The sequence below is a fragment of the Nocardia sp. CDC153 genome, assembly GCF_035818515.1.
Lineage (GTDB): Bacteria > Actinomycetota > Actinomycetes > Mycobacteriales > Mycobacteriaceae > Nocardia.
Map to the genome: position 1 here is coordinate 72,992 of NZ_JAYKYU010000006.1, position 22,963 is coordinate 95,954.

Annotated in this window: 23 protein-coding genes; 19 read left to right on the top strand and 4 right to left on the bottom strand. The window is 67.1% G+C overall.

Features of this window, described 5'->3' with window-relative positions; genetic code table 11:
- Positions 1–244: 244 nt before the first annotated feature.
- The 4 genes from VMT65_RS30590 (at position 245) to VMT65_RS30605 (ending at position 5,329) form a co-directional block, all read left to right on the top strand.
- Positions 245–889, top strand: coding sequence for a pentapeptide repeat-containing protein (locus VMT65_RS30590; protein WP_326311986.1), 645 nt, complete (start codon positions 245–247; stop codon positions 887–889).
- A gap of 39 nt (positions 890–928) precedes the next feature.
- Positions 929–3,178 carry a molybdopterin-dependent oxidoreductase gene (locus tag VMT65_RS30595; RefSeq protein ID WP_326311987.1) on the top strand — a complete coding sequence of 750 codons (2,250 nt, stop codon included), beginning with the start codon at positions 929–931 and terminating at the stop codon, positions 3,176–3,178.
- Entirely contained in the window at positions 3,175–3,672 is a 498-nt protein-coding gene (locus VMT65_RS30600) for a winged helix-turn-helix transcriptional regulator (protein WP_326311988.1), read from the top strand. The genes VMT65_RS30595 and VMT65_RS30600 overlap by 4 nt, the downstream gene beginning before the upstream one ends.
- Positions 3,673–3,742: 70 nt before the next feature.
- Positions 3,743–5,329: an HNH endonuclease signature motif containing protein gene (locus VMT65_RS30605; protein ID WP_326311989.1), complete on the top strand. Its 1,587-nt coding sequence runs from the start codon at positions 3,743–3,745 to the stop codon at positions 5,327–5,329.
- A gap of 436 nt (positions 5,330–5,765) precedes the next feature.
- Here VMT65_RS30605 and VMT65_RS30610 read toward each other — a convergent pair whose 3' ends face one another.
- Positions 5,766–6,311, bottom strand: coding sequence for a YaeQ family protein (locus tag VMT65_RS30610; protein ID WP_326311990.1), 546 nt, complete (start codon positions 6,309–6,311; stop codon positions 5,766–5,768).
- Positions 6,312–6,331: 20 nt separating this feature from the next.
- Here VMT65_RS30610 and VMT65_RS30615 point away from each other — a divergent pair, with 20 nt between their 5' ends.
- The 7 genes from VMT65_RS30615 (at position 6,332) to VMT65_RS30645 (ending at position 12,700) form a co-directional block, all read left to right on the top strand.
- Positions 6,332–7,045, top strand: coding sequence for a L,D-transpeptidase family protein (locus VMT65_RS30615; RefSeq protein ID WP_326311991.1), 714 nt, complete (start codon positions 6,332–6,334; stop codon positions 7,043–7,045).
- A gap of 188 nt (positions 7,046–7,233) precedes the next feature.
- Positions 7,234–7,959: a response regulator transcription factor gene (locus tag VMT65_RS30620; protein WP_326311992.1), complete on the top strand. Its 726-nt coding sequence runs from the start codon at positions 7,234–7,236 to the stop codon at positions 7,957–7,959.
- A 94-nt stretch (positions 7,960–8,053) separates the two neighbouring features.
- Complete coding sequence (gene ectA / locus VMT65_RS30625) at positions 8,054–8,590, top strand: diaminobutyrate acetyltransferase (protein ID WP_326311993.1); 537 nt, start codon at positions 8,054–8,056, stop codon at positions 8,588–8,590.
- Positions 8,587–9,855, top strand: coding sequence for a diaminobutyrate--2-oxoglutarate transaminase (gene ectB / locus VMT65_RS30630; protein WP_326311994.1), 1,269 nt, complete (start codon positions 8,587–8,589; stop codon positions 9,853–9,855). Before ectA ends, ectB begins: the two co-directional genes overlap by 4 nt.
- A gap of 1 nt (position 9,856) precedes the next feature.
- On the top strand, positions 9,857–10,249 hold the full coding sequence (locus VMT65_RS30635; protein ID WP_326311995.1) for an ectoine synthase: 393 nt from the start codon (positions 9,857–9,859) through the stop codon (positions 10,247–10,249).
- A 16-nt stretch (positions 10,250–10,265) separates the two neighbouring features.
- Positions 10,266–11,159: an ectoine hydroxylase gene (gene thpD / locus VMT65_RS30640; protein ID WP_326311996.1), complete on the top strand. Its 894-nt coding sequence runs from the start codon at positions 10,266–10,268 to the stop codon at positions 11,157–11,159.
- Positions 11,160–11,233: 74 nt separating this feature from the next.
- On the top strand, positions 11,234–12,700 hold the full coding sequence (locus tag VMT65_RS30645) for an alpha/beta hydrolase (protein WP_326311997.1): 1,467 nt from the start codon (positions 11,234–11,236) through the stop codon (positions 12,698–12,700).
- A gap of 11 nt (positions 12,701–12,711) precedes the next feature.
- On the opposite strand, the gene VMT65_RS30650 is transcribed toward VMT65_RS30645, so the two are convergent.
- The gene (locus VMT65_RS30650) at positions 12,712–13,656 is read right to left on the bottom strand and encodes an oxygenase MpaB family protein (RefSeq protein WP_326311998.1); all 945 of its coding nucleotides are present in this window, start codon (positions 13,654–13,656) and stop codon (positions 12,712–12,714) included.
- Between the two features lie 130 nt (positions 13,657–13,786).
- On the opposite strand from VMT65_RS30650, the gene VMT65_RS30655 reads away from it, so the two are divergent.
- Complete coding sequence (locus VMT65_RS30655) at positions 13,787–14,419, top strand: TetR/AcrR family transcriptional regulator (protein WP_326311999.1); 633 nt, start codon at positions 13,787–13,789, stop codon at positions 14,417–14,419.
- Positions 14,420–14,422: 3 nt separating this feature from the next.
- On the opposite strand, the gene VMT65_RS30660 is transcribed toward VMT65_RS30655, so the two are convergent.
- Positions 14,423–15,583, bottom strand: a complete 1,161-nt coding sequence (locus VMT65_RS30660) for a PucR family transcriptional regulator (protein WP_326312000.1) — start codon at positions 15,581–15,583, stop codon at positions 14,423–14,425.
- Positions 15,584–15,690: 107 nt separating this feature from the next.
- Between VMT65_RS30660 and VMT65_RS30665 the strand changes: the two genes are divergently transcribed.
- From VMT65_RS30665 to VMT65_RS30690, 6 genes are all read left to right on the top strand, one after another.
- Positions 15,691–15,975, top strand: a complete 285-nt coding sequence (locus tag VMT65_RS30665; protein ID WP_326312001.1) for a hypothetical protein — start codon at positions 15,691–15,693, stop codon at positions 15,973–15,975.
- 131 nt (positions 15,976–16,106) lie between these two features.
- Positions 16,107–17,456, top strand: a complete 1,350-nt coding sequence (locus tag VMT65_RS30670; protein ID WP_326312002.1) for a cytochrome P450 — start codon at positions 16,107–16,109, stop codon at positions 17,454–17,456.
- A complete protein-coding gene (locus tag VMT65_RS30675) occupies positions 17,453–18,355 on the top strand; it encodes an alpha/beta fold hydrolase (RefSeq protein WP_326312003.1) in 903 nt (300 codons plus the stop codon). The genes VMT65_RS30670 and VMT65_RS30675 overlap by 4 nt, the downstream gene beginning before the upstream one ends.
- Complete coding sequence (locus VMT65_RS30680; RefSeq protein ID WP_326312004.1) at positions 18,339–19,196, top strand: SDR family NAD(P)-dependent oxidoreductase; 858 nt, start codon at positions 18,339–18,341, stop codon at positions 19,194–19,196. The genes VMT65_RS30675 and VMT65_RS30680 overlap by 17 nt, the downstream gene beginning before the upstream one ends.
- Complete coding sequence (locus tag VMT65_RS30685; RefSeq protein WP_326312005.1) at positions 19,193–20,683, top strand: flavin-containing monooxygenase; 1,491 nt, start codon at positions 19,193–19,195, stop codon at positions 20,681–20,683. Before VMT65_RS30680 ends, VMT65_RS30685 begins: the two co-directional genes overlap by 4 nt.
- Before the next feature lie 19 nt (positions 20,684–20,702).
- On the top strand, positions 20,703–21,326 hold the full coding sequence (locus VMT65_RS30690; RefSeq protein WP_326312006.1) for a TetR/AcrR family transcriptional regulator: 624 nt from the start codon (positions 20,703–20,705) through the stop codon (positions 21,324–21,326).
- 3 nt (positions 21,327–21,329) lie between these two features.
- Here VMT65_RS30690 and VMT65_RS30695 read toward each other — a convergent pair whose 3' ends face one another.
- Positions 21,330–21,914, bottom strand: a complete 585-nt coding sequence (locus VMT65_RS30695; protein WP_326312007.1) for a helix-turn-helix domain-containing protein — start codon at positions 21,912–21,914, stop codon at positions 21,330–21,332.
- A gap of 82 nt (positions 21,915–21,996) precedes the next feature.
- On the opposite strand from VMT65_RS30695, the gene VMT65_RS30700 reads away from it, so the two are divergent.
- Positions 21,997–22,962, top strand: coding sequence for an NAD(P)/FAD-dependent oxidoreductase (locus VMT65_RS30700; RefSeq protein ID WP_326312008.1), 966 nt, complete (start codon positions 21,997–21,999; stop codon positions 22,960–22,962).
- Position 22,963 lies beyond the last annotated feature (1 nt).

Sequence of the window (22,963 nt, forward strand, 5' to 3'; positions counted from 1 at the left end):
TCGGCACCGGCTGCACCTGTGTGGTGCCGCCCGGCCCCGATCGCGTGGCGGATGGATATATCACGTGTCGCAGTGCGGGTTTTGGGTGTTCGGCGCGGTTTCAGGGCGCTGACCTGCGGGCTATACCACTGTGCCGTCTTGGCTCGAGGGTGGCGGGGCGGGGTGGGTTGTCGGGGGCCGCGAGTAGCGTCGGGGCGAATCTTCGATCCGATCTGCCGCACTCGACCTTGATTGGGACCTGCCTATGCCACGGGAGTTGACCGACCTGCCCTTCGCGCGTTTTCTCGAGCCGCGCGAGGCGATCGAGAGTGAAGGCGCGTACGACTGCGCCCATTTCGAGGGGCTGTCGCTGGATGATCCTCAGGTGCGGGGCGTGACGTTCGCCGAGTGCGCGTTCAGCGCCAGTACGGTCACCGGCGGCATCTTCCGCTATTCGCGGTTCAACGACGTCTGGCTGCAGAGCACCCGGTGGATTCGCACCGATCTGTCCGAAACCAATTGGATGGACGCGGAATTCGTGATGGCGGCGTTGTCCGGGGTGGAGGCGTTCGGTTCGACGCTGCGGCGGGTGAGCTTCCACAACTGCAAGTTCGACTCGGTGAATCTGCGCGGTGCGACGCTCATCGACGTGTCGTTCGTGGATTGCGTGCTGCGCGATGTCGACATCATGGACGCCAAGTTGACCGGGGTGACCTTCCCGGGGTCGGAAATCAGCGGGCTCATGCTGCGCAATGCCAAGTTGAAGAACGTGGATCTGCGCGAGGCCCGTTCGCTGGGGATCGCGAGCGGCGTCGAATCGCTGTCGGGCGCGACCGTCACCAATATGCAGCTGCTCGAACTGGCCCCCGTCTTCGCCGCCGCCTTCGGAATCACGGTCAAAGACCTGTAGTGGGTAGCGCTAGTGAACTAACAGGGTTACGCTCCTCACATGACGGAGTGGCAGCCCACGGCGTGCATCCTGTGTGAGTGCAATTGCGGCATCCAGGTGCTGCTCGGCCCGGACGGCCGGTCCTTCGAGAAGATTCGCGGCGACAAGCTGCATCCAGCGTCGGAGGGCTACACCTGCAACAAGGCGCTGCAGCTGGACCGCTACCAGAACGGCCACACCGGTCGCCTGACCGCGCCCCTGCGGCGGCGCGCGGACGGCAGTTTCGAGGAAATCGATTGGGACACCGCGATTTCCGAGGTCTCGGCGCGACTGCTGGAGGTCAAGCACCACTTCGGCGGGGAGTCGATCTTCTACTACGGCGGTGGCGGGCAGGGCAATCACCTGGGCGGCGCGTACGCTCCCGCGACCATGGCCGCCTACGGCATCAAGTATCGGTCGAGCGCGCTGGCGCAGGAGAAGACCGGCGACTTCTGGGTGGGTGCGCGCATGGCCGGGTACCCGATGCGCGCGGACGTGGAGCACGCCGAGGTGGCGTTGTTCATCGGCAAGAATCCGTATCAGTCGCACGGCTTTCCGCGGGCGCGCACGGTGCTGAAGGAGATCGCCAAGGACCCGGGGCGCTCGATGATCGTGCTCGACCCGGTCCGCACCGAAACCGCCGAACTGGCCGATTTCCATTTGCAGCTCCGCCCCGGCACCGACGTGTACCTGCTGTCGGCCATGGCCGCGATCCTGGTGCGCGACAACCTCATCGACCATGAGTGGCTGGCCGAACACACCACGGGCCTCGACGCCGTCCTGCCGGTCCTGCGTGCCGTCCCGATCGAAAAGTACTGTGCCATCGCCGATGTCGATCTGGATCTGGTCACCGCCGCCACGCACCGGCTGGCGCGGGCGAGCTCGGTGGCCGCCCTCGAGGACCTCGGGGTGCAGATGAACCGCTACTCGACCGTGGTCAGCTACGTCGAGAAGCTGGTCTGGCTGCTCACCGGCAATGTCGGAAAGCCCGGCACGCAATACGCTTTCACGGGTTTGACCAATATCGGCCACGACCGTGGGCATCCGGCCGGGGAGGGGCCGAAGAGCCCGGTGGTCGGGGCGCACATCGTCAGCGGGCTGGTGCCCTGCAATGTGATCAGCGAGGAGATCCTCACCGATCACCCCGCGCGCTACCGCGCGATGTTCATCGAGAGCGCGAATCCCGCTCACTCGCTGGCGGATTCGGAGCGCATCCGGGAGGCGCTGCAGGCTCTGGAGTTGGTCGTCGTCATCGATGTGGCCATGACCGAGACGGCCCGCCTGGCCGACTACGTCCTGCCCGCCCCGACCCAGTTCGAGAAGTACGAAGCCACCTTCTTCAATTTCGATTTTCCCCGCAATATCTTCCACCTGCGGCATCCCGTGCTGCCCGCGCCGGAGGGCGTGCTGCCCGAGCCGGAGATTCACGCCCGACTGGCCGAGGCCGCCGGTGTGGTGGGCGAGGCCGACTACGCGCCGCTGCGGGCGGCTCTGGCGCAGGGACGCGAAGCCTTCGCCATGGCGTTCCTGGGCATTCTCGGCGACCCGGCCCGCTCGAAACTCGCTCCCGTGCTGCTGTACCGCACGCTGGGGGAGACGCTCCCCGACGGTGCCGCGTCGGCCGCGCTGCTGTGGGCGGCGGCCTACAATATGGTGCGCAAGTTCCCCGCGAGCGTCGAACGTGCCGGGTACGGAACGGGTTTGGAGGCGGGGGAGCGGCTGTTCGAAGCCATTCTTCATGGCAAGCATGGCGTGGTGATCTCGGAGGACGACTACGCCGAGACGTGGAATCGGGTGCGTGACAAGACGATCCGCCTGGAGATCCCCGAACTGCTCGAGGTGGTCGCCACCTTGCCCGACGCGCCCGAGGATGCCGACGAGTGGCCGTTCATCCTCTCGGCCGGTGAGCGCCGCGCCTTCACCGCGAACACGATTTTCCGAGATCCCGCCTGGCGCAAGCGCGATGCAGCGGGCACCCTGCGCATCAGCGTCACCGACGCCGACCGACTGGGCCTCGCGGCAGGGGACCTGGTCCAGATCACCACCCGCCGGGGCAGTGCCCAGGTGCCGGTGGAACCCACCGACCGCATGCGCCCGGGCCACCTGTCCCTGCCCAATGGCTTCGGTCTGTCGGTGGTGGGCCCGGACGGCACCGAGGTCACCACCGGTGCCGCGCCGAACGAGCTGACCTCCTTCGACGCCCGCGACGAATGGGTCGGCACCCCCTGGCACAAGTACGTCCCCGCCCGCCTGGATACCGTGACCGCATGAAACGAACGAGTTTCGCGAACTGGCCGTGCACCGTCGCCCGCACCGTGGATCTGCTGGGCGACTGGTGGACACCCCTGATCCTGCGCGAAGCTTTCTACGGCGCAAAGCGTTTCGACGATTTCGAATCCACCCTTGGCCTCAGCCGCAACATCCTCTCCCAGCGCCTGAACCGCCTGGTGGAAACCGGCCTCCTGACCAAATCCCCCTACCAGGACCGCCCGGTCCGCCACGAATACCTACTCACCGACCAAGGCCGCGATTTCTTCCCCGTCATAGCAGCCATGATGGCGTGGGGAGACCGCTATCTAGCTCCAGAATCCGGCGAACCAGTCATCCTCCACCACACCACCTGCGACCACGATACGCACGCAGAAGTAGTGTGCGCGCATTGCCGAGAACCGCTGCGCCACGAGGATATTTCAGCCCGCCTCGGACCAGGATTCCCACCCCGCCTCCGCGAATCCGCAATTGCGACTGGTCGTTTCGATAATTGAATTCTGAAAAGCATTACATCACACCATAATTAGACTTCTATTGCGACGGCAATAGCGGTAAAATTGAGGCATGAATTCGAAGGGGGAAACACTCGACAGCACCGGCATCAGCGCCCTGATGACCGCGATCACCAACGTCGCCGACAATGCTCTGCACGGCGGACTCAAGCCGCTCGCCGATATCGATGCAGTGGAATTCATGCGCGATCTGGAGATCTGCAAGCGCCAGCTGGCCGCTCTGGATTCGGCTCTGGTGATCGAGATCGCGGAGCGGGATCTGCCGCGCAAGGCGGGGGTGAAGGATGTGGTGCCGTTCCTGCGTCAAACCCTGGGCCTGTCGCGCTATGACGCGGCGATGCGCGTGAAGATCGCCGCAGCGTGTGGGGAATTCCTCGGAGCCGACGGCAAGCCGCGTCCGATCGCGCTGGCCGCGACGGCGAACGCGTTTGAGGCGGGGGTGATTTCGCGTGATCATGTGCGCGGGATCGTGGACATCATGACGCATCTGCCCGCCGAGGTTCCCGCTCCGGCGCGGGTCGAGACCGAGGCGCTGTTGGTCGAGCACTGTGTGACCGGGCACCCCGACGACCTGCCCAAGATCGGGCGCGAGATCCTGGCACGTTTGGATCCGGAGGGCACGGTGATTTCCGATGCTGATCGTCGTCGCCGTCGCGGGATCACCATCAGCCGTCCCGGGGTGGATGGGATGTCGAAGATCGAAGGCTGGCTCACCCCCGAACTGCGCGCCCTGCTGGATGCGATCTTCGCGAAGCTCGCCCGCCCGGGCATGTGCAACCTCGACGACACCGACACCGAAATCCTCGCCGCCACCACGCACGTCGAATCGAAGGTGTTGGAGGCCGCCGCGCGCCGGGATCGCCGCGACGCGGGCCAGCGCACCCACGACGCGTTGTTCGCGCTCGTGTCCGCCCTGCAGCCGGTCACCGACACCACCGCTGGTATCGATGCCGCTGCCGCTGGCGCTGCGGGCGCTGGTGCTGCTGCGGGCACCGCCGCCGCTGGTGTTGGTGTCTTCGCTGCTGCCGGTGCCGCTGCAGCCAAGGCCGGTAAGCCGGTGAAGCTGGGCAAGCACCGCGGCCTGCCCGTCGAAGTCGTGGTCACCATGAGCCTGGCCGACCTCGAAAAGGGCGCGGGCGTGGCCACCACCGCCTCCGGCGGACACCTCTCCATCAACGAAGCCCTCAAGCTGGCCAAGAACTCTCGCCCCGTGCTCGCGATCCTCGACAAGGACGAGATCCCGCTCTACCTCGCCCACGGTGAACGCCTCGCCAGCTCGGGTCAGCGCCTGGCGTTGATCGCCCGTGATCGCGGCTGCACCCACCCCGGCTGCGATGTGCCCGCCTCGATGTGCGCGGCGCATCATGTGATCGATTGGGCCAAGGGCGGACCCACCGACCTGAACAACCTCGCCCTGGTCTGCGACCACCACCACGCCATGGTCAACGACAGCGAACACGGCTGGAAGACGGTGATGTTGGGCAAAGACTCGGCCCAGCCGGGCCGGGTGGGGTGGATTGCTCCGGCGGTGTTGGACCCCTCCCACACCCCACAGGTCAACGACAAACATCACGCGGGGCGGCGGGTCGCCACGGCGGTCGATTCCAGTTGCCGGAAGTGGGGTTCACGGGCAGCGTGACACCCGAGCAGCTCGTGCCCCGCTGGCGTGCGCAAAACAACGGGAAGTGTGGTCGCCTCGCCTGCCCTACCGGACTTGGGCTGACGCCGGGTTGGGAGCCGCCACCTCACCTCCCAGCCCACGGACTGCACGCATCACCTTCTCGAGACAACCCCAGAAACACAGACCCGAATCGTTCGACAGCTCCACGGCTTTCAGGTTCTTTGACAATTCCACAGAGACGAAGAACGGTCGAGCGGTGAGGGGGCTGGTAAGTGAGGGGGCCTCGCAAGCTCGACCCGCCTCTCTGCCTCCTCCAGGCATCTTTTGTCTTTTGTCTTTCCGGAAGCGGGCTGGTAGGTGAGGGGGCCTCGCAAGCTCGGCCACCCTCTCTCCCTCCTCCTGGCGTCTTTTATCTTTTCTTTTTTTGGTTTTTCTTTTTTTGGCTCTTGGTTTTTCAGTTGTCGAGTCGATGCTCTTCGATAGGCGCGGAGAAGGATTGGCCGTTGAGTTCGAGGAAGATGTGGCGGTCGGTGACCGAGGCGGTGAGAGTGTTTCGGCGGTCCAGGGCGGAGGCGGCGGAGTCGATGAAGTTGCGATCGAAGGAGTAGAGGGGGATGGCTTCGGCCTGGTGGATTCGTTTGGAGGGGAGGGCGGCGAGGACCTTTGTGGGGTCTCGGTGGGTGTAGATGGATACTTGGTCGGCTAGTTTGCTGGCTCGGTGGATACGGTCGGCGTCGGGGGCGCCTACGTCGATCCAGTGGGTGAGGCGGCCGGTGAGGTCGCGGATGAGGACCGGGGGCTCGTCGGTGGAGGAGACGCCGCCGTCGCTGAAGGTGATGCCTTCCTGGTATTCGAGGCAGTAGGCGAGGAGACGGGTCATCATGTATTCGGCGGTTTCGGAGGGGTGTCGCGCGACCCGGAGCTCGAGCTCCTCGTAGACATTGCGGTCCACGTCCGCCAGGTGGACGGTGAAGGTGTAGACGGTCGAGTTCAGGGCCATAAGAGAGGGAGCTTATCGCCGTGCGGCAGACTGTCAGCACCATGCCCATCACCCGCCGCCTGGTAGCCGCGCTCACCGCCGCCCTGATGCTCGCCGCGGCCGGGTGCGCACGCCCGCACGGCGAGCCGGAGGAGCAACCGAGCTATTCCGGCCCGGCCGAGCAGCTGATCACGGTGACCGCGGATTCCCCCACCGCCACAACCGCCACACTGACCGCCTGGAACCGCACCGATTCCCACTGGTCCCGCGCGATCGGCCCACTGCGAGCCGACATAGGCGCGGAGGGCGTCGGCCCCGCCAGCGAATCGGCCACCCGTTCCCCGGCCGGAATCTGGTCCCTCACCGAGGCGTTCGGCATCGCGGCCAACAACGGCACCCGCCTCCCGTATCGCCGGGTGACGGAGTCGGATTGGTGGGTCTCGGATGCGAAGTCGCAGTACTACAACACTTTTCACACCTGCGCCCCCGGCACCTGCCCGTTCGACGAATCCGCCGGTGAGGACCTGGGTTTGGCGGGTCCGGCCTACGATCACGCCGTCGTCATCGATTACAACCGCTCCCCGGTCGTCCCGGGCGCGGGTTCGGCGTATTTCCTGCATGTCGGCGACGGCCACCCCACCGCGGGCTGTGTGGCCCTCCCGAGTTCGGATCTGGACGCGGTAATGCGTTGGCTCGATCCCACCCGCGGCCCAGTTATCGATATCTCAGTGCGAAATACGCCCGCGACCAGCTGAATCCACGTCGAAACCTTTTGTGCCCGTTCTCACAATGTCGCACTTGCGCCCAAGGTGAGCCGGTAGCCAATGTTTCGCTGAACTAAGGTTCGGGTATTCGACTTTGTCGATACACGATCACCGGTAGTAGTCCGGTGATTGTCCGCTGGACGCGTCGGGGCGGCCTCCGGGCGAAAGGATATGGATGAATGGGCGCGAGCCTGATGATCGTGGGGGACGACGACAGGGTCCGCGACACCTTGCGGATGGCGATGGAGCAGGAAGGATACGAGGTCGCCGAGGCGGGTGCCGCCGAGACGGCGTTGGAGCGGCTGCGTAACCACGGAGCCCCCGACGTGATGATCGTGGATCTCCTGGTCGGCGAGATGGACGCCTTCACCTGTATTCGCGAGGTGCGCCGCGCCCACGAGGTGCCGATCATGGTGGTCAGCGACAGCGCCGACACCCACGATGTGGTCGCCGCCCTGGAGGCCGGCGCCGATGATTTCGTGGCCAAGCCGTTCGAGATCAAGGAGATCAGCGCGCGCATGCGGGCGCTGCGGCGACGTCCACGGCTGGGCGCGCTCCCGGACGAGCCGATCGCCGAGCCGCCCGCGGAAATCGTGCTGGACGCCGATGATGATGCGCCCCTGGTGCTTTCGCCCGACGGCGGCGTCGTCCGTCGTGGCGATGAACAGATTCCCTTGACCATCACCGAGTTTCGTCTGCTCTGCGAGCTGGCCGCCAACCCCGGCCGCGTCCTGAGCCGCACCCTGCTGCTCGAACGGGCTTGGGACGAAGGCTTCTTCGGCGACGAGCGGCTGGTCGACGTCCACGTGCGCCGCCTGCGCACGAAGATCGAGGCCGACCCCTCGGACCCCCGCATCGTGGTGACGGTCCGAGGACTGGGATATCGCCTCGACATGCCGCGATAGGCCCGTCTTGATGACGGCGGTCATAGGATCGTCATGAGATCGCAATGAGTTCGCATGGAAGACCTCAAAGATTGATCGTCAGGCTGAGATCGTCATGCAGATCCCAATCAGCAAATTTGACGCGATATCCCAGCAAACCATCGAGATCCGGGAGCCCCGGCTTTCCGACGGAGCGCACATGTGGCGCATTGCCGAGGACTCCCGGGTGCTCGACACCAACTCCAGCTACGCCTATCTCCTGTGGTGTCGGGATTTCCCGAACACCTCGATGGTCGCCGAAATCGACGGCGAGGTAGCCGGTTTCGTCATCGGCTACACCCGACCGGCCTGGCCGCACACCCTGTTCGTGTGGCAGGTCGCCGTCGACCATCCCCATCGCGGGCACGGCCTGGGCGTGGACATGCTCGACGCGCTGCTGGAAAGCTGTGCGTCCCAGGGCGTCACGCAACTCGAGACCACGATTTCCCCCGACAATCCGGCCTCGGTCGCCATGTTCGCCTCGCTCGCGCGTCGTCGCGGTGCGGCCCTGACCCGCACCCCGTTGTTCACGGCGGACCAATTCCCGGGCGGACATCAGCCCGAAGACCTTTATCGCATCGCACCGATTACTTCTCAGGAGGACTGGCGATGACCACACCCGACATGACGGTTTTCGCGGAACTGGAATCCAATGTGCGCGGCTACTGCCGCTCCTGGCCGACAGTCTTCGACACCGCCTCCGGAGCCTGGCTCCGCGACGAAACCGGCCGGGAATACCTGGACTTCTTCGCGGGCGCGGGCGCGCTCAACTACGGCCACAACAATCCCGTGTTGAAGCAGGCCCTGCTGGACTACATCGCCGGTGACGGCCTCACCCACGGCCTGGACATGTCCACCGTCGCCAAGCGCGAATTGCTGGAGTCCCTGCGCGAGCGCATCTTCCGCCCGCGCGGCCTGGACTACAAGGTGCAGTTCCCCGGACCCACCGGCGCGAATGCCGTGGAGGCCGCGCTCAAGCTGGCCCGCAAGGCCACCGGGCGCACCGAAATCCTCAATTTCACCAACGCTTTCCACGGCATGACCTTGGGCGCGCTCTCGGTCACCGGCAATGCCGCCAAGCGCGCGGGCGCGGGAGTGCCGCTGCAGCACGCCACCTCGATGCCCTACGACGGCTATCTCTCCGGCCCGGACGATGATTCGTTCGAATGGATGGAACGCGTCCTCGACGACGCCTCCTCCGGCCTGGACCAGCCCGCCGCCGTGATCGTGGAAACCGTGCAGGGCGAGGGCGGTGTGAACATCGCCAGCGTCAACTGGCTACGCAAGCTCGCCGGATTGTGCTCGGCCCGTGAGATTCTGCTCATCGTCGACGACGTGCAGATGGGCTGCGGCCGCACCGGCCCGTTCTTCTCCTTCGAAATGGCCGGTATCACACCGGATATCGTGACCCTGTCCAAGTCCATCGGCGGCTACGGCCTGCCCATGGCGCTGGTGCTGTTCAAGCCGGAGCTGGACCTGTGGAAGCCGGGCGAACACAACGGCACCTTCCGCGGCAACAACCCCGCGTTCGTGACCGCCCATGCGGCACTGGAGAACTACTGGGCCGACGATGCCCTGGAAAACGCCACCTTCGCCAAGTCGGCACGCATCGAGACCGCCCTGACCGGCATGGTCTCGGCCTTCGACGGCATCAGCTCCCGCGGTCGCGGCCTCGTGCACGGCATCGCCTTCGACGACGCCTCGCAGGCGGAGAAGGTGTGCGCCTCGGCCTTCCAGCGCGGTCTGCTGGTGGAGACCTCCGGCCCCGAGGACGAGGTGGTGAAACTGCTTCCGCCGCTGACCATTACCGACAGCGAACTGGACCACGGCCTGGAGCTGCTGGCCGCCTCGATCGACGTCGTGTGCGGGGGTCGCTGACATGATCGTGCGCACCACGGCCGAAATCACCGGCACCGACCGCGATGTCGCGGGCCCGGGCTGGCGCAGCAAGCGCATCGTGCTCGGCGGCGACGGCGTCGGTTTCTCCTTCCATGAGACCACCATCGACGCCGAGACCGTCCACGAATTCCACTACCAGAACCACATCGAGGCGGTCTGGCTGGTCGAGGGCGACGGCACCCTGGTCGACCTCGACCACGGCACCACCTACGAACTGGGCCCCGGCTCGATGTATCTGCTCGATGGCCACGAACGGCACCGGCTGTTCGCCCGCACCCGGATGCGCATGCTGTGCGTGTTCAATCCGCCGGTGACCGGGCGCGAGGTGCACGACGAGCACGGCGTGTATCCGCTCGTCGCCGTCGGTGAGTAACAGAGGAGGGAAACGAATGACGGTGTCCGGCACCGAACACCCGGAACGCATCGATCGCTACCGCACCCGCACCGTGGCGGGCACGCCGCCGATCGTGCGCGACGACCCGACGGTCTGGGGCGAGATCGGCACCCCCGCCCTCGCCGAGTTCGACGAGAACGGCCACGCCATCCTCGAGGGCCTGCTCGACCCGTACGAGGTCGCCGATGTGGCGGGCGAAATCCAGCGCATGACAAGCGATCCCGATCTGGTGCTCGACGATCGCGTGATCATCGAACGTGATTCGCACCGCGTGCGATCGATCTTCGACGTGCACAAGTTGAGCCAGCCCATCGCGGATCTGCTGCGGGAGAGCCGAATCGCCGGACTGGCCCGGCAGGTGCTCGGCTCGGAGGTCTATCTGCATCAGACCCGCGTCAACTACATGCCGGGCTTCACCGGCACCGGCTTCTACTGGCACTCCGATTTCGAGACCTGGCACGCCGAGGACGGCATGCCCGCCCCACGCGCGGTGAGCCTGTCCATCGCCCTGACCGACAACTACCCGTTCAACGGCAGTCTGATGGTGATGCCGGGTTCGCACCGCACCTTCGTCCCCTGTCAGGGCGTGACACCCGCCGACCACTACCGAGTCTCCTTGCGAGACCAGGAGATCGGCATCCCGTCCCAGGCGGCCATCACCGATCTGGCCGAGAAGCACGGCATCGCCCAGTTCACCGGCCGGGCGGGTTCGGCACTGCTGTTCGACTCCAATCTGATGCACGGTTCGGCCGGAAACATCACCCCGTTCCCGCGCTCGAACCTCTTCCTGGTGTTCAACAGCGTCGAGAACACCCTGCTGGAGCCGTACGCGGCCCCGTATCCGCGCCCGGAGTATCTCGCCAGTCGGGACTTCACCCCGCTGGCATAGTCCCACAGGGCTAGTCGAGATCGGGACCGTGGGGTGAGGTCGGCGAGCGGTCCCGGTTCCTAACGTCTGCAGGCGTGAAGCGAACAGTTCGTCTCGGAGTGGTGCTGGGGCTCGCCGGGCTGGTGATGTCCACGGTGGTGGCGTGTCGGGGAACGTCCGGCGCAACGCCATCGTGGACCGCTTGCCAGGGCAGCGGGCTGGATGCCCGGCAGGAGTGCACGACCATCTCGGTGCCGATGGACTACGACAAGCCCGGGGGAGAGCAGGTTTCGCTTGTCATCTCGCGGATACGCAGTGCGCATCCGGACCATCGCCGCGGTGTGTTGTTCCTGGTGCCGGGCGGGCCGGGCAGCAGCGGGCTGAATCTGCCCACCACCCAGGGCGCGGCACTGCCGGAGGCGGTGCGCGACGAGTACGACCTGATCGGCTTCGATCCGCGCGGCATCGGCGCGAGTGTGGAGGCGAATTGCCATCTCGCACAGTCGGATCTGGCACTGGAGCGTTTGCGGCCGTGGCCGGATGCCGATGGGGGGATAGCGGGGATCGTCGACGTGCAGCGGCGCATCGCCGCGTCCTGCGTGCGCGAAGGCGGTGCGCTGGTACGGTCCATCGGGACCCGGACCGAGGCGCGGGATATCGACCGGATTCGAGAAGCTCTGGGAGAGAACACGATATCCGCGTGGGGCAGGTCCTACGGGACATACGTACTGTCGACGTACGCCACCTTGTTCGGTGAGCGGACCGACCGGATACTGCTGGACAGCAATGACGATCCGGACCCCGACCGGGTCGAGCGCGGCTGGATGGCGAACTACGCCGTCGGCGTGGAGGACCGGTTCCCGGATTTCGCCCGCTGGGCCACGACGGACGGCAATCCGGACCGAGTGGCGGAGACCCCGGAGGCGGTGCGCGCCGAATTCCTGACGCTCGCAGCGCGTTTGGACCGCGACCCGCTGCCCTGGCCGGGTGCGGAGCTGTCGATCCTGAGCGGCAATGGACTGCGGCAGATCCTGCTCGACGGGATGTACGACGACAAACGCTTTCCCTTCGTGGCCCAGGTGATGAATGCCGCCGCGAGGTCGCAAACGTTGCCCGCGGCCCGGCCTGCACAGCCCGAATCCCAGGCCCAGCGAACGGCCGCGGTCCTGGTCGCCACCATGTGCAATGACGTGGCCTGGCCGACCGCGGTCGAGGACTACGCGAGCGCCGTCGCCGAGAACCGAGCCCGCTATCCCCTGACCGCGGGCCTGCCCAGCGGCTACCCACCGTGTGCGACCTGGCCGTATCTGGTCCAGCCGCGCACCGTCGTGAACGCGACCGGACCCTCGAATCTGCTGCTGGTGCAGAATCTCCGGGACCCGGCCACGCCCTACAGCGGCGCGCTGAATCTACGCCGAGCCTTCGGTGATCGCGCCCGGATGGTCGCGGTGGACGCCGGTGGGCACGGCGCGTATCCCTCCCCTGTCGCCTGTGCGAACGAGGCGGTCGAGCGGTTCCTGACCGACGGCACACGCCCGGAGTCGGACCTCACCTGCCGTTGAGTCCGCTCGAATCAGCTTGCGGCGGAAACGCTTCGGTGACCGCGGCTGCCATACAGTTCGCGGGCCTTGGCGGGGGTCACCGTCTCGGGCAGCGTGGGCACCCCGGCCTTCAGATGCTGCTCCAGGATCTGCCCGGCCATCGGCGCGATGAGCGGGGCGGCCATGATCAAGCCCGCCTTGTTGAACAGCGTGAACAGCCACACCAGGATTCGCGCCACCGGGCGGACCATCAGGTCGACGATGCCGGGCCGGTCGAACTGCCCGAGTTTGCGCATCCACTTGGGCAGCGTCGCGATCGAGGCGAAGGACAGCAGCCGTGCGCCGAGAGCATAGGTCCACCCCGCGCCGTTCTTCGGCGAGGTGAACAGCATCTGGTGCATGCCCTCCTGCGCGCGCTCCGACGTGCACAGGCGCGCACGGACATTCGCGTAGTACTGGCGGATGCCCTCGCGGGTCACCGGCACGTCCTCGGGCTTGCAGGTCTGCAGTTCGGCGGCGATCCGGCACTCCTGCCAGTAGAGGGCCTCCTCCTCGGGAGTCAGGCCGGGGCCGAACATCTCGTAGGCCTTCAGCACCGACTGCCACCCGGTGATGTGGATCCACAGCTGGGTCTCGGGGGAGTTGGGGCTGTAGCGCCGGCCGGTGATGGGCTCGATGCCGCTGCTCTTGGCGTGCACGTCCATTAGGTGCTCGGAGGCCTGGATGGCGGTGCGGGAGTCGCCGATCGCCACGATCAGGAAGTAGGCGAAGGTGGCGTCGAGGCGGCCGCGCGGGTCGGCGTAGATCTTGCCGGTGTCGGCGACCGACGCGGTCAGAAACGGGTCGAAGAACTCGAGGGTGACCGCGCGCTGGAAGCCGATCACCGCGGTCGGCGAGGTCCAGACCTTCCAGCTCGGTGAATCCGGGCCGAAGAAGCCGTAGTCATCTCGGCGCAGGGTGGTCGGATCGAAGGTCACGGGGGCTCCTCAGCAGGCTCGATCCCAAGCAATACAACGCCACCGTAGCAATTGTGCGCGGCGAATACAACGGCTGCGTAGCTTTATGGCAGAATGGCCCGGTGACGGTGGAGCGGCAGGTGAGCGAGCGATGACGGACCGGCCGCGTCGGCGATACGCGCCCCGCCTGCCGCCCGAGGAGCGTCGGGCCCAATTGCTCGACGCCGCGTTCGCGGTGTTGGAGAAGTCCGAACTTCACGAGCTGAGCATGGAGGCCGTGGCCGCCGAGGCCGGGGTCGGCAAACCGGTGCTGTACACGGTCTTCAAGACCCGCGCCGAGTTGGTCGCCGCGCTGCTCGAACGCGAGCGCGAACGCGCCCTGGACCAGGTCGCCGACACCCTGCCCACCGATCTGCTCGGCGCGGACCCGGTGGTCGCCGCCTCCGCCACGGTCGAGGCGTTCGTGGATGTGGCACTGAGCAATCCGACCCGCTGGCGGCTGCTGCTCGCGGGTCCGGGCAATGCGCCCGACGAATACCGCGAGGCCATTCGCAGCTCCCGCGCGGGCATTTTCGATCAGGCCGAGGCGCTGGTCCGCATCGGTCTCATCGCCGATCCGCGGTGGGCGGGAATGGATTCCGGGCTGCTCACCAACTCGTTGCTGACCATTGCCGAGATGCTGGGCCGCCTGGCGGTCAGCGAGCCGGACACCTATCCCCGCGAGCGCATCGAGGCTTTCGTCCAGGCCATCGTCACCCTGCTGGTCGGTGCGAGGACCGAGTAGCTCTCAGTCCCGAGACTCCGCGAGCCGCCGCGCCACCCGGGCGCTCATGAGCGTGGAGATCCCCGCCGGGGTCTGCGGATCGAAACCGGTCAACTCCGCGATCCGGGTGAGCCGGTAGGTGATCGTGTTCCGGTGCACGGAAAGCTCACGCGCCGTGCCGTTCTGGTTGAAATCCTGCAGGATGAACACTTCGAGGGTCTCGGTCAACACCGGCTGCCCATCGAGGGGATCCAGCACCCGCACCAGATTCGCCGCGGCCGCCGAGGTGGCGATGGCGTATTCGAACACCATGTCCTCGCGCCGGCAGATCATGCGCGGCCAGCGCAGCGAACGCCCGGTCTCGGCGAGCACCCGCGCCTCGGCGAAGGCGGCGGGAATCCCGTCACGGGTCGCGGCGGCCGAAACACCCACCCACAGCGCCGGTTTCGCGGTGTTCTTCCGGGGCTGCAGCACGTCGGCGAGACTGTCGATGGCCGCGCTGACATCGGCGGCCGAGCGCAGCGGCAGCAGGGTCGTCCACCCGCCGCTGTCGCGGTAGAGAAAGCTGCCCGCGATCCCACTCAAGCGCCGCCGCAGCTCGGTGAGAATCCCGGGCGGCGAATCACCGAGCCGGATGACCGCGACCACATAGGCGTCCATGATCGTGACACCCGAATCCTCGGCCCATTCATATGGATCCCCGCCGCTGAGCAGCGCTTCTGCGATCGCCCGGTGCTGCTCGATGCGGTCGTAGCGCGACTGCCGCACATCGTCGACGCAGGCATCGGCGATTCGGCCGGTCAGCAGGGCCACGTACTGGGCCAGTCGAAACGCGCTCGTCGCCGCGGTCACGGCCGCCTCGGGCGCGGGCGTCCCGACCACCTGATTCCACACGAAGGTGAGCCCGACCCGGTAGTTGGTGAGCGCCTCCGCCAGCGGCATCCCGTCGCGGACCAGTGAAACCGCCCGCGCCACCAGCGGTTCCGACTCGACCTCGCCCGGTTCGTCCCCGGTGCGCAAAAACCGGAAGAACAGCTCGATATTGAGCTGGGCGGCGGGCAGGAAGTCGGCGTCCATCATGGACTTCGGGAGCACGTCATACGGCGGCGCGCCGACCGCGAAATTCGCGATCAGCGCCTCCGCCCGCTGCTGCCAGGCATCGATGAACTTGTCGGCCTCGGCCATGAGACCTCCCGTCGTCGCAGTCAGGGTGTGACGATAGCGAAGCCGGACGCGAATCCGGCTGTTCGGCGGTGCTGTGAAACGCCGGTTGGCGGGACTACCATGCCCGCATGACGGTTGGCACCGACCTGCCCAAACCCGAAGCTCTTTTCGATCTCGACGCCTGGCTGCACCGCTGGCCCGCGAGCGTGTACGCGACCGAATTGCATTACGGCGTACTCGTTTTCACCGGCTGCGACGCCTTCGACGAGCGGGACGCGGAGATCGCGGCGCGTACCTATCCCGGGCGGCGCATCCTGATCGACGACACCGGCAAGCTCGAGGTTCATCCGGCCGGTGACGGCCCGCCGATCTCGATCTTCGATTCGCGGCATCCGCTGCGCGCGGCGCGGTAGAGACGCACCGACCGGATTCCCGGGCGGGTGATGTGGCACTCGCCGGGTTCGGAAAGTGACCCTTGCCACAGCCTGGTACACGCGCGTACCGTGCGAATGGTACGCAGAAGTACCAGGCTGGGAGATGGCGCATGACCACAGTGACACTGCCCGATGGACCGAACACGCCCGCCTTCGTGCAGGCCGTCGAGATCCTGGCCGGACGCACCCACGCGTGGCGGCGGCTGCACGCGCGGTACGGGTCGGCGTTCATGGTCAAGATGCCGCGCTTCGGGCCGACGCTGGTGCTCTCGGATCCGGCCGAGGTGAAGACGCTGTTCACCACCCACACCGATCTGGTCGACAACATCGACGCCAATCTCGGCCAATTCCTCGGTCCCGGTTCGCTTTTCGCGCTGCGCGGCGAGGAACACCGCAAGGAGCGCAAGCTGCTCACGCCGCCGTTCCACGGGCGGCGGCTGGCGGTGTACGAATCGCTCATCGAGGAGGAGGCCGTCCGCGAGATGGCCGGATGGCCGTCCGGGCGCGAGTTCGCGACCATGGAGTCGATGATGCGGATCACGCTGAATGTGATCCTGCGCGCGGTCTTCGGGGCCGAGGGCGCGGAATTCGATCAATTGCGGGCGCTGCTGCCGAAATTGGTGCTGGTCGGGTCCGCGCTCGCGGCGCTTCCGGTGCCGCGCAAGCTGTTCGGGCGCTTCGGACCGTGGGCGCGCTTCGCCGCCTATCGCGCCGAATACGACCGGATCGTGCAGCGGCTGATCGAACGCGCGGCCGACGACCCGAAGCTGAGCGACCGCGACGACGTGCTCGCCATGCTGCTGCAGGCACGCTACGACGACGGTTCGGCCATGACGCACAACGAGATCGCCGACGAGCTGCTCACCCTGCTCACCGCCGGCCACGAGACCACCGCCACCTCGCTGGCCTGGACCATCGAGCGGCTGCGGCGGCACCCGCACATTCTGGAGCGGCTGGTCGCCGAGGCGGATGCGGGCGGCTCGGAGTTCCGGGAGGCGGTGCTGTTGGAGACGCAGCGGGTGCGCCCGGTCATCGACGCCACCGCCCGCAAGGTGCGCGCGGACTCGTTGCAGCTGGGCCGGTGGACGCTGGCGCGCGGGCAGCACGTGATGGTGAGCATTCGGCTCATGCACGAGAATCCGGAATTGTTCACCAACCCAAAGGATTTCAACCCGGACCGCTTTGTCGGCAAGCGGCCGGGGACGTTCAGCTGGATCCCGTTCGGCGGCGGTGCGCGCCGGTGCATCGGGGCCGCGTTCGCGACCATGGAGATGAATGTGGTCTTGCGGGTGCTGCTGCGGGACTTCACCCTGGAGACCACCGACGCCCCGGACGAGCGCGCCCACTTCCGTGGCGTCGCACTGGTTCCTGCGAAGAAGGGGCGAGCCGTCGTCCACCGGCGACCGCCACGACCCGCGGTCACCGAGAGCAACGCGCGCGGCGAACAGGTGACGGCATGACAGAGCAGTCCGCCGATGTCGGGCGGGGTATCACGCTGACCTATGAGCGGCAGGGGCAGGGCGTTCCGCTGCTGTTGATCGCCGGGCTCGGGCAGCAGAAGCACGAATGGCACGACGGTCTCGTGGCACTGCTGGCCGACCGCGGCTACGACGTGGTGCGCTTCGACAACCGCGATGTCGGCACCTCCACCCATCTCGGGTTCCGGCCGCCGGGCCCACTCGATATGCTCCGAAAGCGCTGGGATCCAAGGCAATACGATCTCGGTGACATGGCCCTGGACACCCTCGGCCTGCTCGACACGCTGGGCTGGCAGCGGGCGCACCTGGTCGGCATGTCCATGGGCGGCATGATCGGGCAGACCGTCGCGGCCCGCTACCCGGATCGGGTCTCCTCGCTCTCCTCGATATTCTCCACCACCGGCGCGGCCCGGGTGGGTCGCCCCGCGCTGTCCACCTGGGCGCGCATGTTCGGCAAGCCCGCCCGCACCCGCGCGGAGCACACCGACGCCGCGGTTTTGATGTACCGGCACATCGGCTCGGCCGGATATCCCTTGGACGAGGCCAGGATTCGCGCCACCGCCGGAACCACCTGGGATCGCGATCCGCGCCCGGCGGCCGGTGTCGGACGCCAGCTCGCGGGCATCATGAAGTCCGGCGACCGAACTCACGAGGTCGCCACCATCACCGCCTCGACCCTGGTGCTGCACGGCGACCGCGATCGCATGGTGAATCCGACCGGCGGCAAGGTCACCGCCGCGGCCATCGCGGGCGCGCGCCTGCACACCCTGCCCGGCATGGGCCACGACCTGCCCGAGCCGCTCTGGCCCACCCTCGCCGACCTCATCGACACCCACGTCACCACCGTCGAATCCAGGAGCACCGATGCCCCGAACCACTAGGCCCCTGTCCGGCCACCCGGTCATGATCACCGGGGCGGCCTCCGGAATCGGGCGGGGACTGGCCCAATTGCTTTCTCGCCGTGGATCACCCGTGGCCATCGCGGACATCGACGCCGAGGGTTTGAAGCAGACGGCCGCCACGCTGAGCGGCCCGGTGCTGACCCGGGTGCTGGACGTGCGCGACGCCGCCGATCAACTCGCCTTCGCCGACGAGGTGCGGGACTGGCTGACCGCGCCACTGGCGGCGGTGTTCAACAATGCCGGTGTGGCGGTGTCCTCCTCGGTGCTCGACACCGTGCCCGAGGACGACGAATGGTTGCGGCAGATCAACTTCGACGGGGTGGTGAACGGGACGCGTGCGTTCCTGCCCATCCTGGTGGAGCAGGACAGCGGCGCGATCGTCAACACCTCCAGCGTGTACGGGCTGGCGGGCATGCCGTACCAAAGCGCCTACTGTGCGGCGAAATTCGCGGTGCGCGGGTTCACCGACGCGCTGCGGCAGGAACTTCGGGGCACCGGGGTCTCCGCGGTCACCGTGCATCCGGGCGGCATCAAGACCAATATCGCCCGCAACGGTCGCGTCCGGAAGGATCCCGAGGGACGGGGGCGCACCCACGAGCAGATGGCCGCCGAATTCGAGGCCATCGCCATGACGACACCGGAGAAGGCGGCCGAAATCATCTGCCGCGGAGTCGAACACGGCAAGGCGCGGATTCTGGTCGGGCCGGACGCGTACCTGTTCGACACGGTGGCCCGGGTGACCCCGACGCACTACTACGATGTGCTCTCGGTCGTCATCGGGGCACTGCGCGGGCGGGCAACGAAGGGAGCGAGACGATGACCGAACACGTGGACGTGCTGATCGTCGGGGCCGGGCTGTCCGGTGTCGGGGCGGCGCATCACCTGCAGGACGCGTTCCCGAACCGCAGCTACGCCATCTTCGAGGCGCGGGAGACCATGGGCGGCACCTGGGATCTGTTCCGGTACCCCGGCGTCCGATCCGACTCGGACATGCACACGCTCGGCTACCGCTTCCGCCCGTGGGTGGCGGCCGAGGCCATCGCGGACGGACCCGCCATTCTCGACTACATTCGCCAGACCGCTGCCGAGGCGGGCATCGATCGGCGAATCCGCTACGGGCACAAGGTGACCGGAGCCTCCTGGTCGTCCGAGGACGCGCGCTGGACCGTCGGCTACGAGCACGATGGCGCGACCTCCACCATCACCTGCGATTTCCTCTATCTGTGCAGCGGCTACTACCGCTACGACGAGGGCTACACCCCCGAATTCCCCGGAATCGAGGACTTCGCGGGGCAAGTCGTCCACCCGCAGCACTGGCCCGACGAACTCGATTACGCCGGAAAGCGTGTCGTGGTCATCGGCAGCGGCGCGACCGCGGTCACCCTGGTTCCGGCCATGGCCGAGACGGCCGGGCACGTCACCATGCTGCAGCGGTCACCGACCTACATCCTGTCGGTGCCGACCGTGGACGGCATCGCCACCAAACTGCGCGAGAAGCTCGGCACGCGGCGGGCCTACACCATTGTTCGCTGGAAGAACGTGCTGGTCAGCACGTTGATCTATCAGCTGAGCCAGCGGCGACCGACCATGATGCGCAAGTTCTTCCGCAATCTGGCCATCAAACAGCTGCCCGAGGGCTACGACGTCGACACGCATTTCAAGCCGACCTACAACCCGTGGGATCAGCGGCTGTGCCTGGTGCCGGACGGGGATCTGTTCCGGGCCATCCGGGACGGGCGGGCATCGGTCGTCACCGACCGCATCGAGCGATTCACCGCCGACGGCATCGCACTCGAATCCGGTGCCGAACTGCCCGCCGACATCGTGGTGACCGCGACCGGGTTGGACCTGCTCGCGCTCGGCGGTATCGCGCTGACCGTGGACGGCCGGGAGATCCAGGTGCCCGAGACCATGGCCTACAAGGGCATGATGCTCGGCGGGGTGCCCAATCTCGCGTTCACCATCGGCTACACCAATGCCTCCTGGACGCTCAAGGCGGACCTGGTCGCCGAGTTCGTGTGTCGGCTCTTGCGGCACATGGACATCCACGGCTACCGCCAGGCCACGCCGTGGCCGGATCCGACCATGTCCACCGCGCCGCTGCTCGACTTCCAGGCCGGATACGTGCTGCGGTCCATCGACCGCTTCCCCAAGGCCGGATCGCGCGCGCCGTGGCGGCTGGGCATGAACTACGCGCAGGACGTGATCACCTTGCGGCACGGCAAGATCGAGGACGGCACCATACGATTCGCCGGTGCCCCGCGACACGCCGCCGAACGCGCGGAGACACGCCTCGGCGTCCAGTGAATTCGGAGAAACTACTCTGATGCTCGTGACCCGCGCCGATCCGGACACCAGCGCCGAACCCGCCGTCGACTCCGTCTTCCGGCGGCGGCTGCTGGACGCCATGGCCGACGCGGTTCGCGAGCGCGGCTACAAGGACGCCACCGTCGCCGACGTGGTGCGCATCGCGCGCACCTCGCGGCGCACCTTCTACGAGCACTTCGCCGACAAGCAGGACTGCTTCGTGGCCCTGCTGACCGAGCGCAACAACGACACCATTCGCCAGATCTACGAGGCGGTCGACGTGACCGCGCCCTGGGACACCCAGATTCGACAGGCCATCGAGGCGTGGATCGAGGCGTCGCGGGTCGACACCTCGATCACGCTGGCCTGGATTCGCGACACCCCGGCGCTGGGGGAGCGGGCACGACAGCTGCACCGCGATGCGGCGGAAGCCTTCATCACCCTGATCCAGGATCTGACCACGACGCCCGAATTCCAGTCCGCCGGAATGCATCCGCCGAATCGTCAGATGGCGACCATCCTCTTCGGCGGGTTCCGGGAACTCATCGCCTCGACCGTGGAGGACGGCGGGGACGTCACCGGCATCACCGGTGTCGCGGTGGAAACCGCGCTCGCGCTGGTCGGTCCGAGGTTCGGGGCGTAGCGGTCAACCGTTGCGGGGGCGGGCGCGGAAGTGTGCGCGTTCACCCTGTTTGCCGAAGAGACTGAGGAATTCGACCGGCTCGTCCCCGACCGCGCCGAACCAGTGCGGTTCCCGGGTGTCGAATTCGGCGGCCTCGCCCGGTTCCAGGATCAGATCGTGTTTGCCGAGGATGAAGCGCAGCCTGCCATTGAGGACGTAGAGCCACTCGTAGCCCTCGTGGGTCTGCGGATTCGGTTCGGTGCGACCGGATTTCGGGGGCAGCACGATTTTGAAGGCTTGGATGCCACCGACTCGACGGGTGAGCGGGAGCATCTGCATGCCGTGGCGGGTGATCGGGCGCATGTGGACGCGGGGGTCGCCGGTGGGTGGGGCGTCGACCAGCTCGTCGAGGGTGACATTGTGCGCACGGGCCAGGGGGAGCAGTTGCTCCAGCGTCGGCCGCCGCGCACCCGACTCCAGCCGGGACAGCGTGCTCACCGAGATACCGGTCTCGGCCGACAGCTCGGCCAGCGTGGTTTCGCGCTGTTTCCGCAGCTCACGCAGCCGCAGACCCACGCCGTCCAGGGCTCGGTCGATGTCTTCGGTCATGGGATCAGTTTGCCATATCGGCAAAGAAGGTTGCCAGTTTCGCCGATGTGCCCCGATGGTGGTGATCAGGAGGTGGTCATCCATGACCGATGGGCTGAACAGCAGCTATGACGTAGTGGTGGTCGGCGGCGGTGCCGCTGGGTTGAACGGAGGGTTGATGCTGGCCCGGGCACGGCGCTCGGTGGTCGTGATCGACGCGGGCAGCCCGCGCAACGCACCCGCGGACGGGGTGCACGGGTTGTTCGCACGGGAGGGCACGCCGCCCGGGGAACTGCTGGCGCGGGGGCGGGAGGAAGTGCGGATGTACGGGGGCCAGATTGTTTCGGGCGAGGTCAGTGGAATCACCAGGGACGGTGAGGAATTCATCGTCACCCTCGCCGACGGGCAGTCGACGCGTGCCCGACGCATCCTGGTGACCACCGGACTGGTCGACGAACTGCCCCCGATTCCCGGCCTGAAGGAGCGGTGGGGACACGACGTCATCCACTGCCCGTATTGCCACGGCTGGGAGGTTCGCGACCGGCCGATCGGCGTTCTTGGACTGGGCCCCATGGGAATTCACCTGGCCTCGCTGTTCCGTCAGTGGAGTGAGGACGTCGTGTACTTCGCCCACACCGCCACCCCGCCCACCGCGGAAGAGTCGGAGCAGTTGGCGGCCAGGGGAATTCGAGTCGTCACCGGCGAAATCGCGGCCGTAGAGGTGACCGACGACCGCATCACGGGCGTCCGCCTCACCGACGGCACCGTGATCGCCCGCGAAATCCTCGCCGCCCCCAGCCGCATGGTGGCTCGCGCGGGCTTCCTCGCGGACCTGGGCCTGCACCCCACCGAACACCCCATGGGCGCAGGTGAACACATCCCCTCCGACCCCACCGGTCGCACCACGGTCCCCGGCGTGTGGGCCGCGGGCAATGTCACCGACCTGTCCGCCCAGGTGGGTGCCGCCGCGGCCGCGGGAGCCATGGCCGGCGCCCAGATCAATGCCGATCTGGTGGCCGAGGAAACGCGCCGCGCCGTCGAGGAGTACCGAGCCCTCACGCGCGTGTGAG

Excerpts from the sequence above, each read along its gene's own strand:
- VMT65_RS30590 (WP_326311986.1), top strand. The coding sequence starts at position 245 with ATGCCACGGGAGTTGACCGACCTGCCCTTCGCGCGTTTTCTCGAGCCG.
- VMT65_RS30595 (WP_326311987.1), top strand. The coding sequence starts at position 929 with ATGACGGAGTGGCAGCCCACGGCGTGCATCCTGTGTGAGTGCAATTGC.
- VMT65_RS30600 (WP_326311988.1), top strand. The coding sequence starts at position 3,175 with ATGAAACGAACGAGTTTCGCGAACTGGCCGTGCACCGTCGCCCGCACC.
- VMT65_RS30605 (WP_326311989.1), top strand. The coding sequence starts at position 3,743 with ATGAATTCGAAGGGGGAAACACTCGACAGCACCGGCATCAGCGCCCTG.
- VMT65_RS30610 (WP_326311990.1), bottom strand. The coding sequence starts at position 6,311 with ATGGCCCTGAACTCGACCGTCTACACCTTCACCGTCCACCTGGCGGAC.
- VMT65_RS30620 (WP_326311992.1), top strand. The coding sequence starts at position 7,234 with ATGGGCGCGAGCCTGATGATCGTGGGGGACGACGACAGGGTCCGCGAC.
- ectA (WP_326311993.1), top strand. The coding sequence starts at position 8,054 with ATGCAGATCCCAATCAGCAAATTTGACGCGATATCCCAGCAAACCATC.
- ectB (WP_326311994.1), top strand. The coding sequence starts at position 8,587 with ATGACCACACCCGACATGACGGTTTTCGCGGAACTGGAATCCAATGTG.
- VMT65_RS30635 (WP_326311995.1), top strand. The coding sequence starts at position 9,857 with ATGATCGTGCGCACCACGGCCGAAATCACCGGCACCGACCGCGATGTC.
- thpD (WP_326311996.1), top strand. The coding sequence starts at position 10,266 with ATGACGGTGTCCGGCACCGAACACCCGGAACGCATCGATCGCTACCGC.
- VMT65_RS30655 (WP_326311999.1), top strand. The coding sequence starts at position 13,787 with ATGACGGACCGGCCGCGTCGGCGATACGCGCCCCGCCTGCCGCCCGAG.
- VMT65_RS30660 (WP_326312000.1), bottom strand. The coding sequence starts at position 15,583 with ATGGCCGAGGCCGACAAGTTCATCGATGCCTGGCAGCAGCGGGCGGAG.
- VMT65_RS30665 (WP_326312001.1), top strand. The coding sequence starts at position 15,691 with ATGACGGTTGGCACCGACCTGCCCAAACCCGAAGCTCTTTTCGATCTC.
- VMT65_RS30670 (WP_326312002.1), top strand. The coding sequence starts at position 16,107 with ATGACCACAGTGACACTGCCCGATGGACCGAACACGCCCGCCTTCGTG.
- VMT65_RS30675 (WP_326312003.1), top strand. The coding sequence starts at position 17,453 with ATGACAGAGCAGTCCGCCGATGTCGGGCGGGGTATCACGCTGACCTAT.
- VMT65_RS30680 (WP_326312004.1), top strand. The coding sequence starts at position 18,339 with ATGCCCCGAACCACTAGGCCCCTGTCCGGCCACCCGGTCATGATCACC.
- VMT65_RS30685 (WP_326312005.1), top strand. The coding sequence starts at position 19,193 with ATGACCGAACACGTGGACGTGCTGATCGTCGGGGCCGGGCTGTCCGGT.
- VMT65_RS30690 (WP_326312006.1), top strand. The coding sequence starts at position 20,703 with ATGCTCGTGACCCGCGCCGATCCGGACACCAGCGCCGAACCCGCCGTC.
- VMT65_RS30695 (WP_326312007.1), bottom strand. The coding sequence starts at position 21,914 with ATGACCGAAGACATCGACCGAGCCCTGGACGGCGTGGGTCTGCGGCTG.
- VMT65_RS30700 (WP_326312008.1), top strand. The coding sequence starts at position 21,997 with ATGACCGATGGGCTGAACAGCAGCTATGACGTAGTGGTGGTCGGCGGC.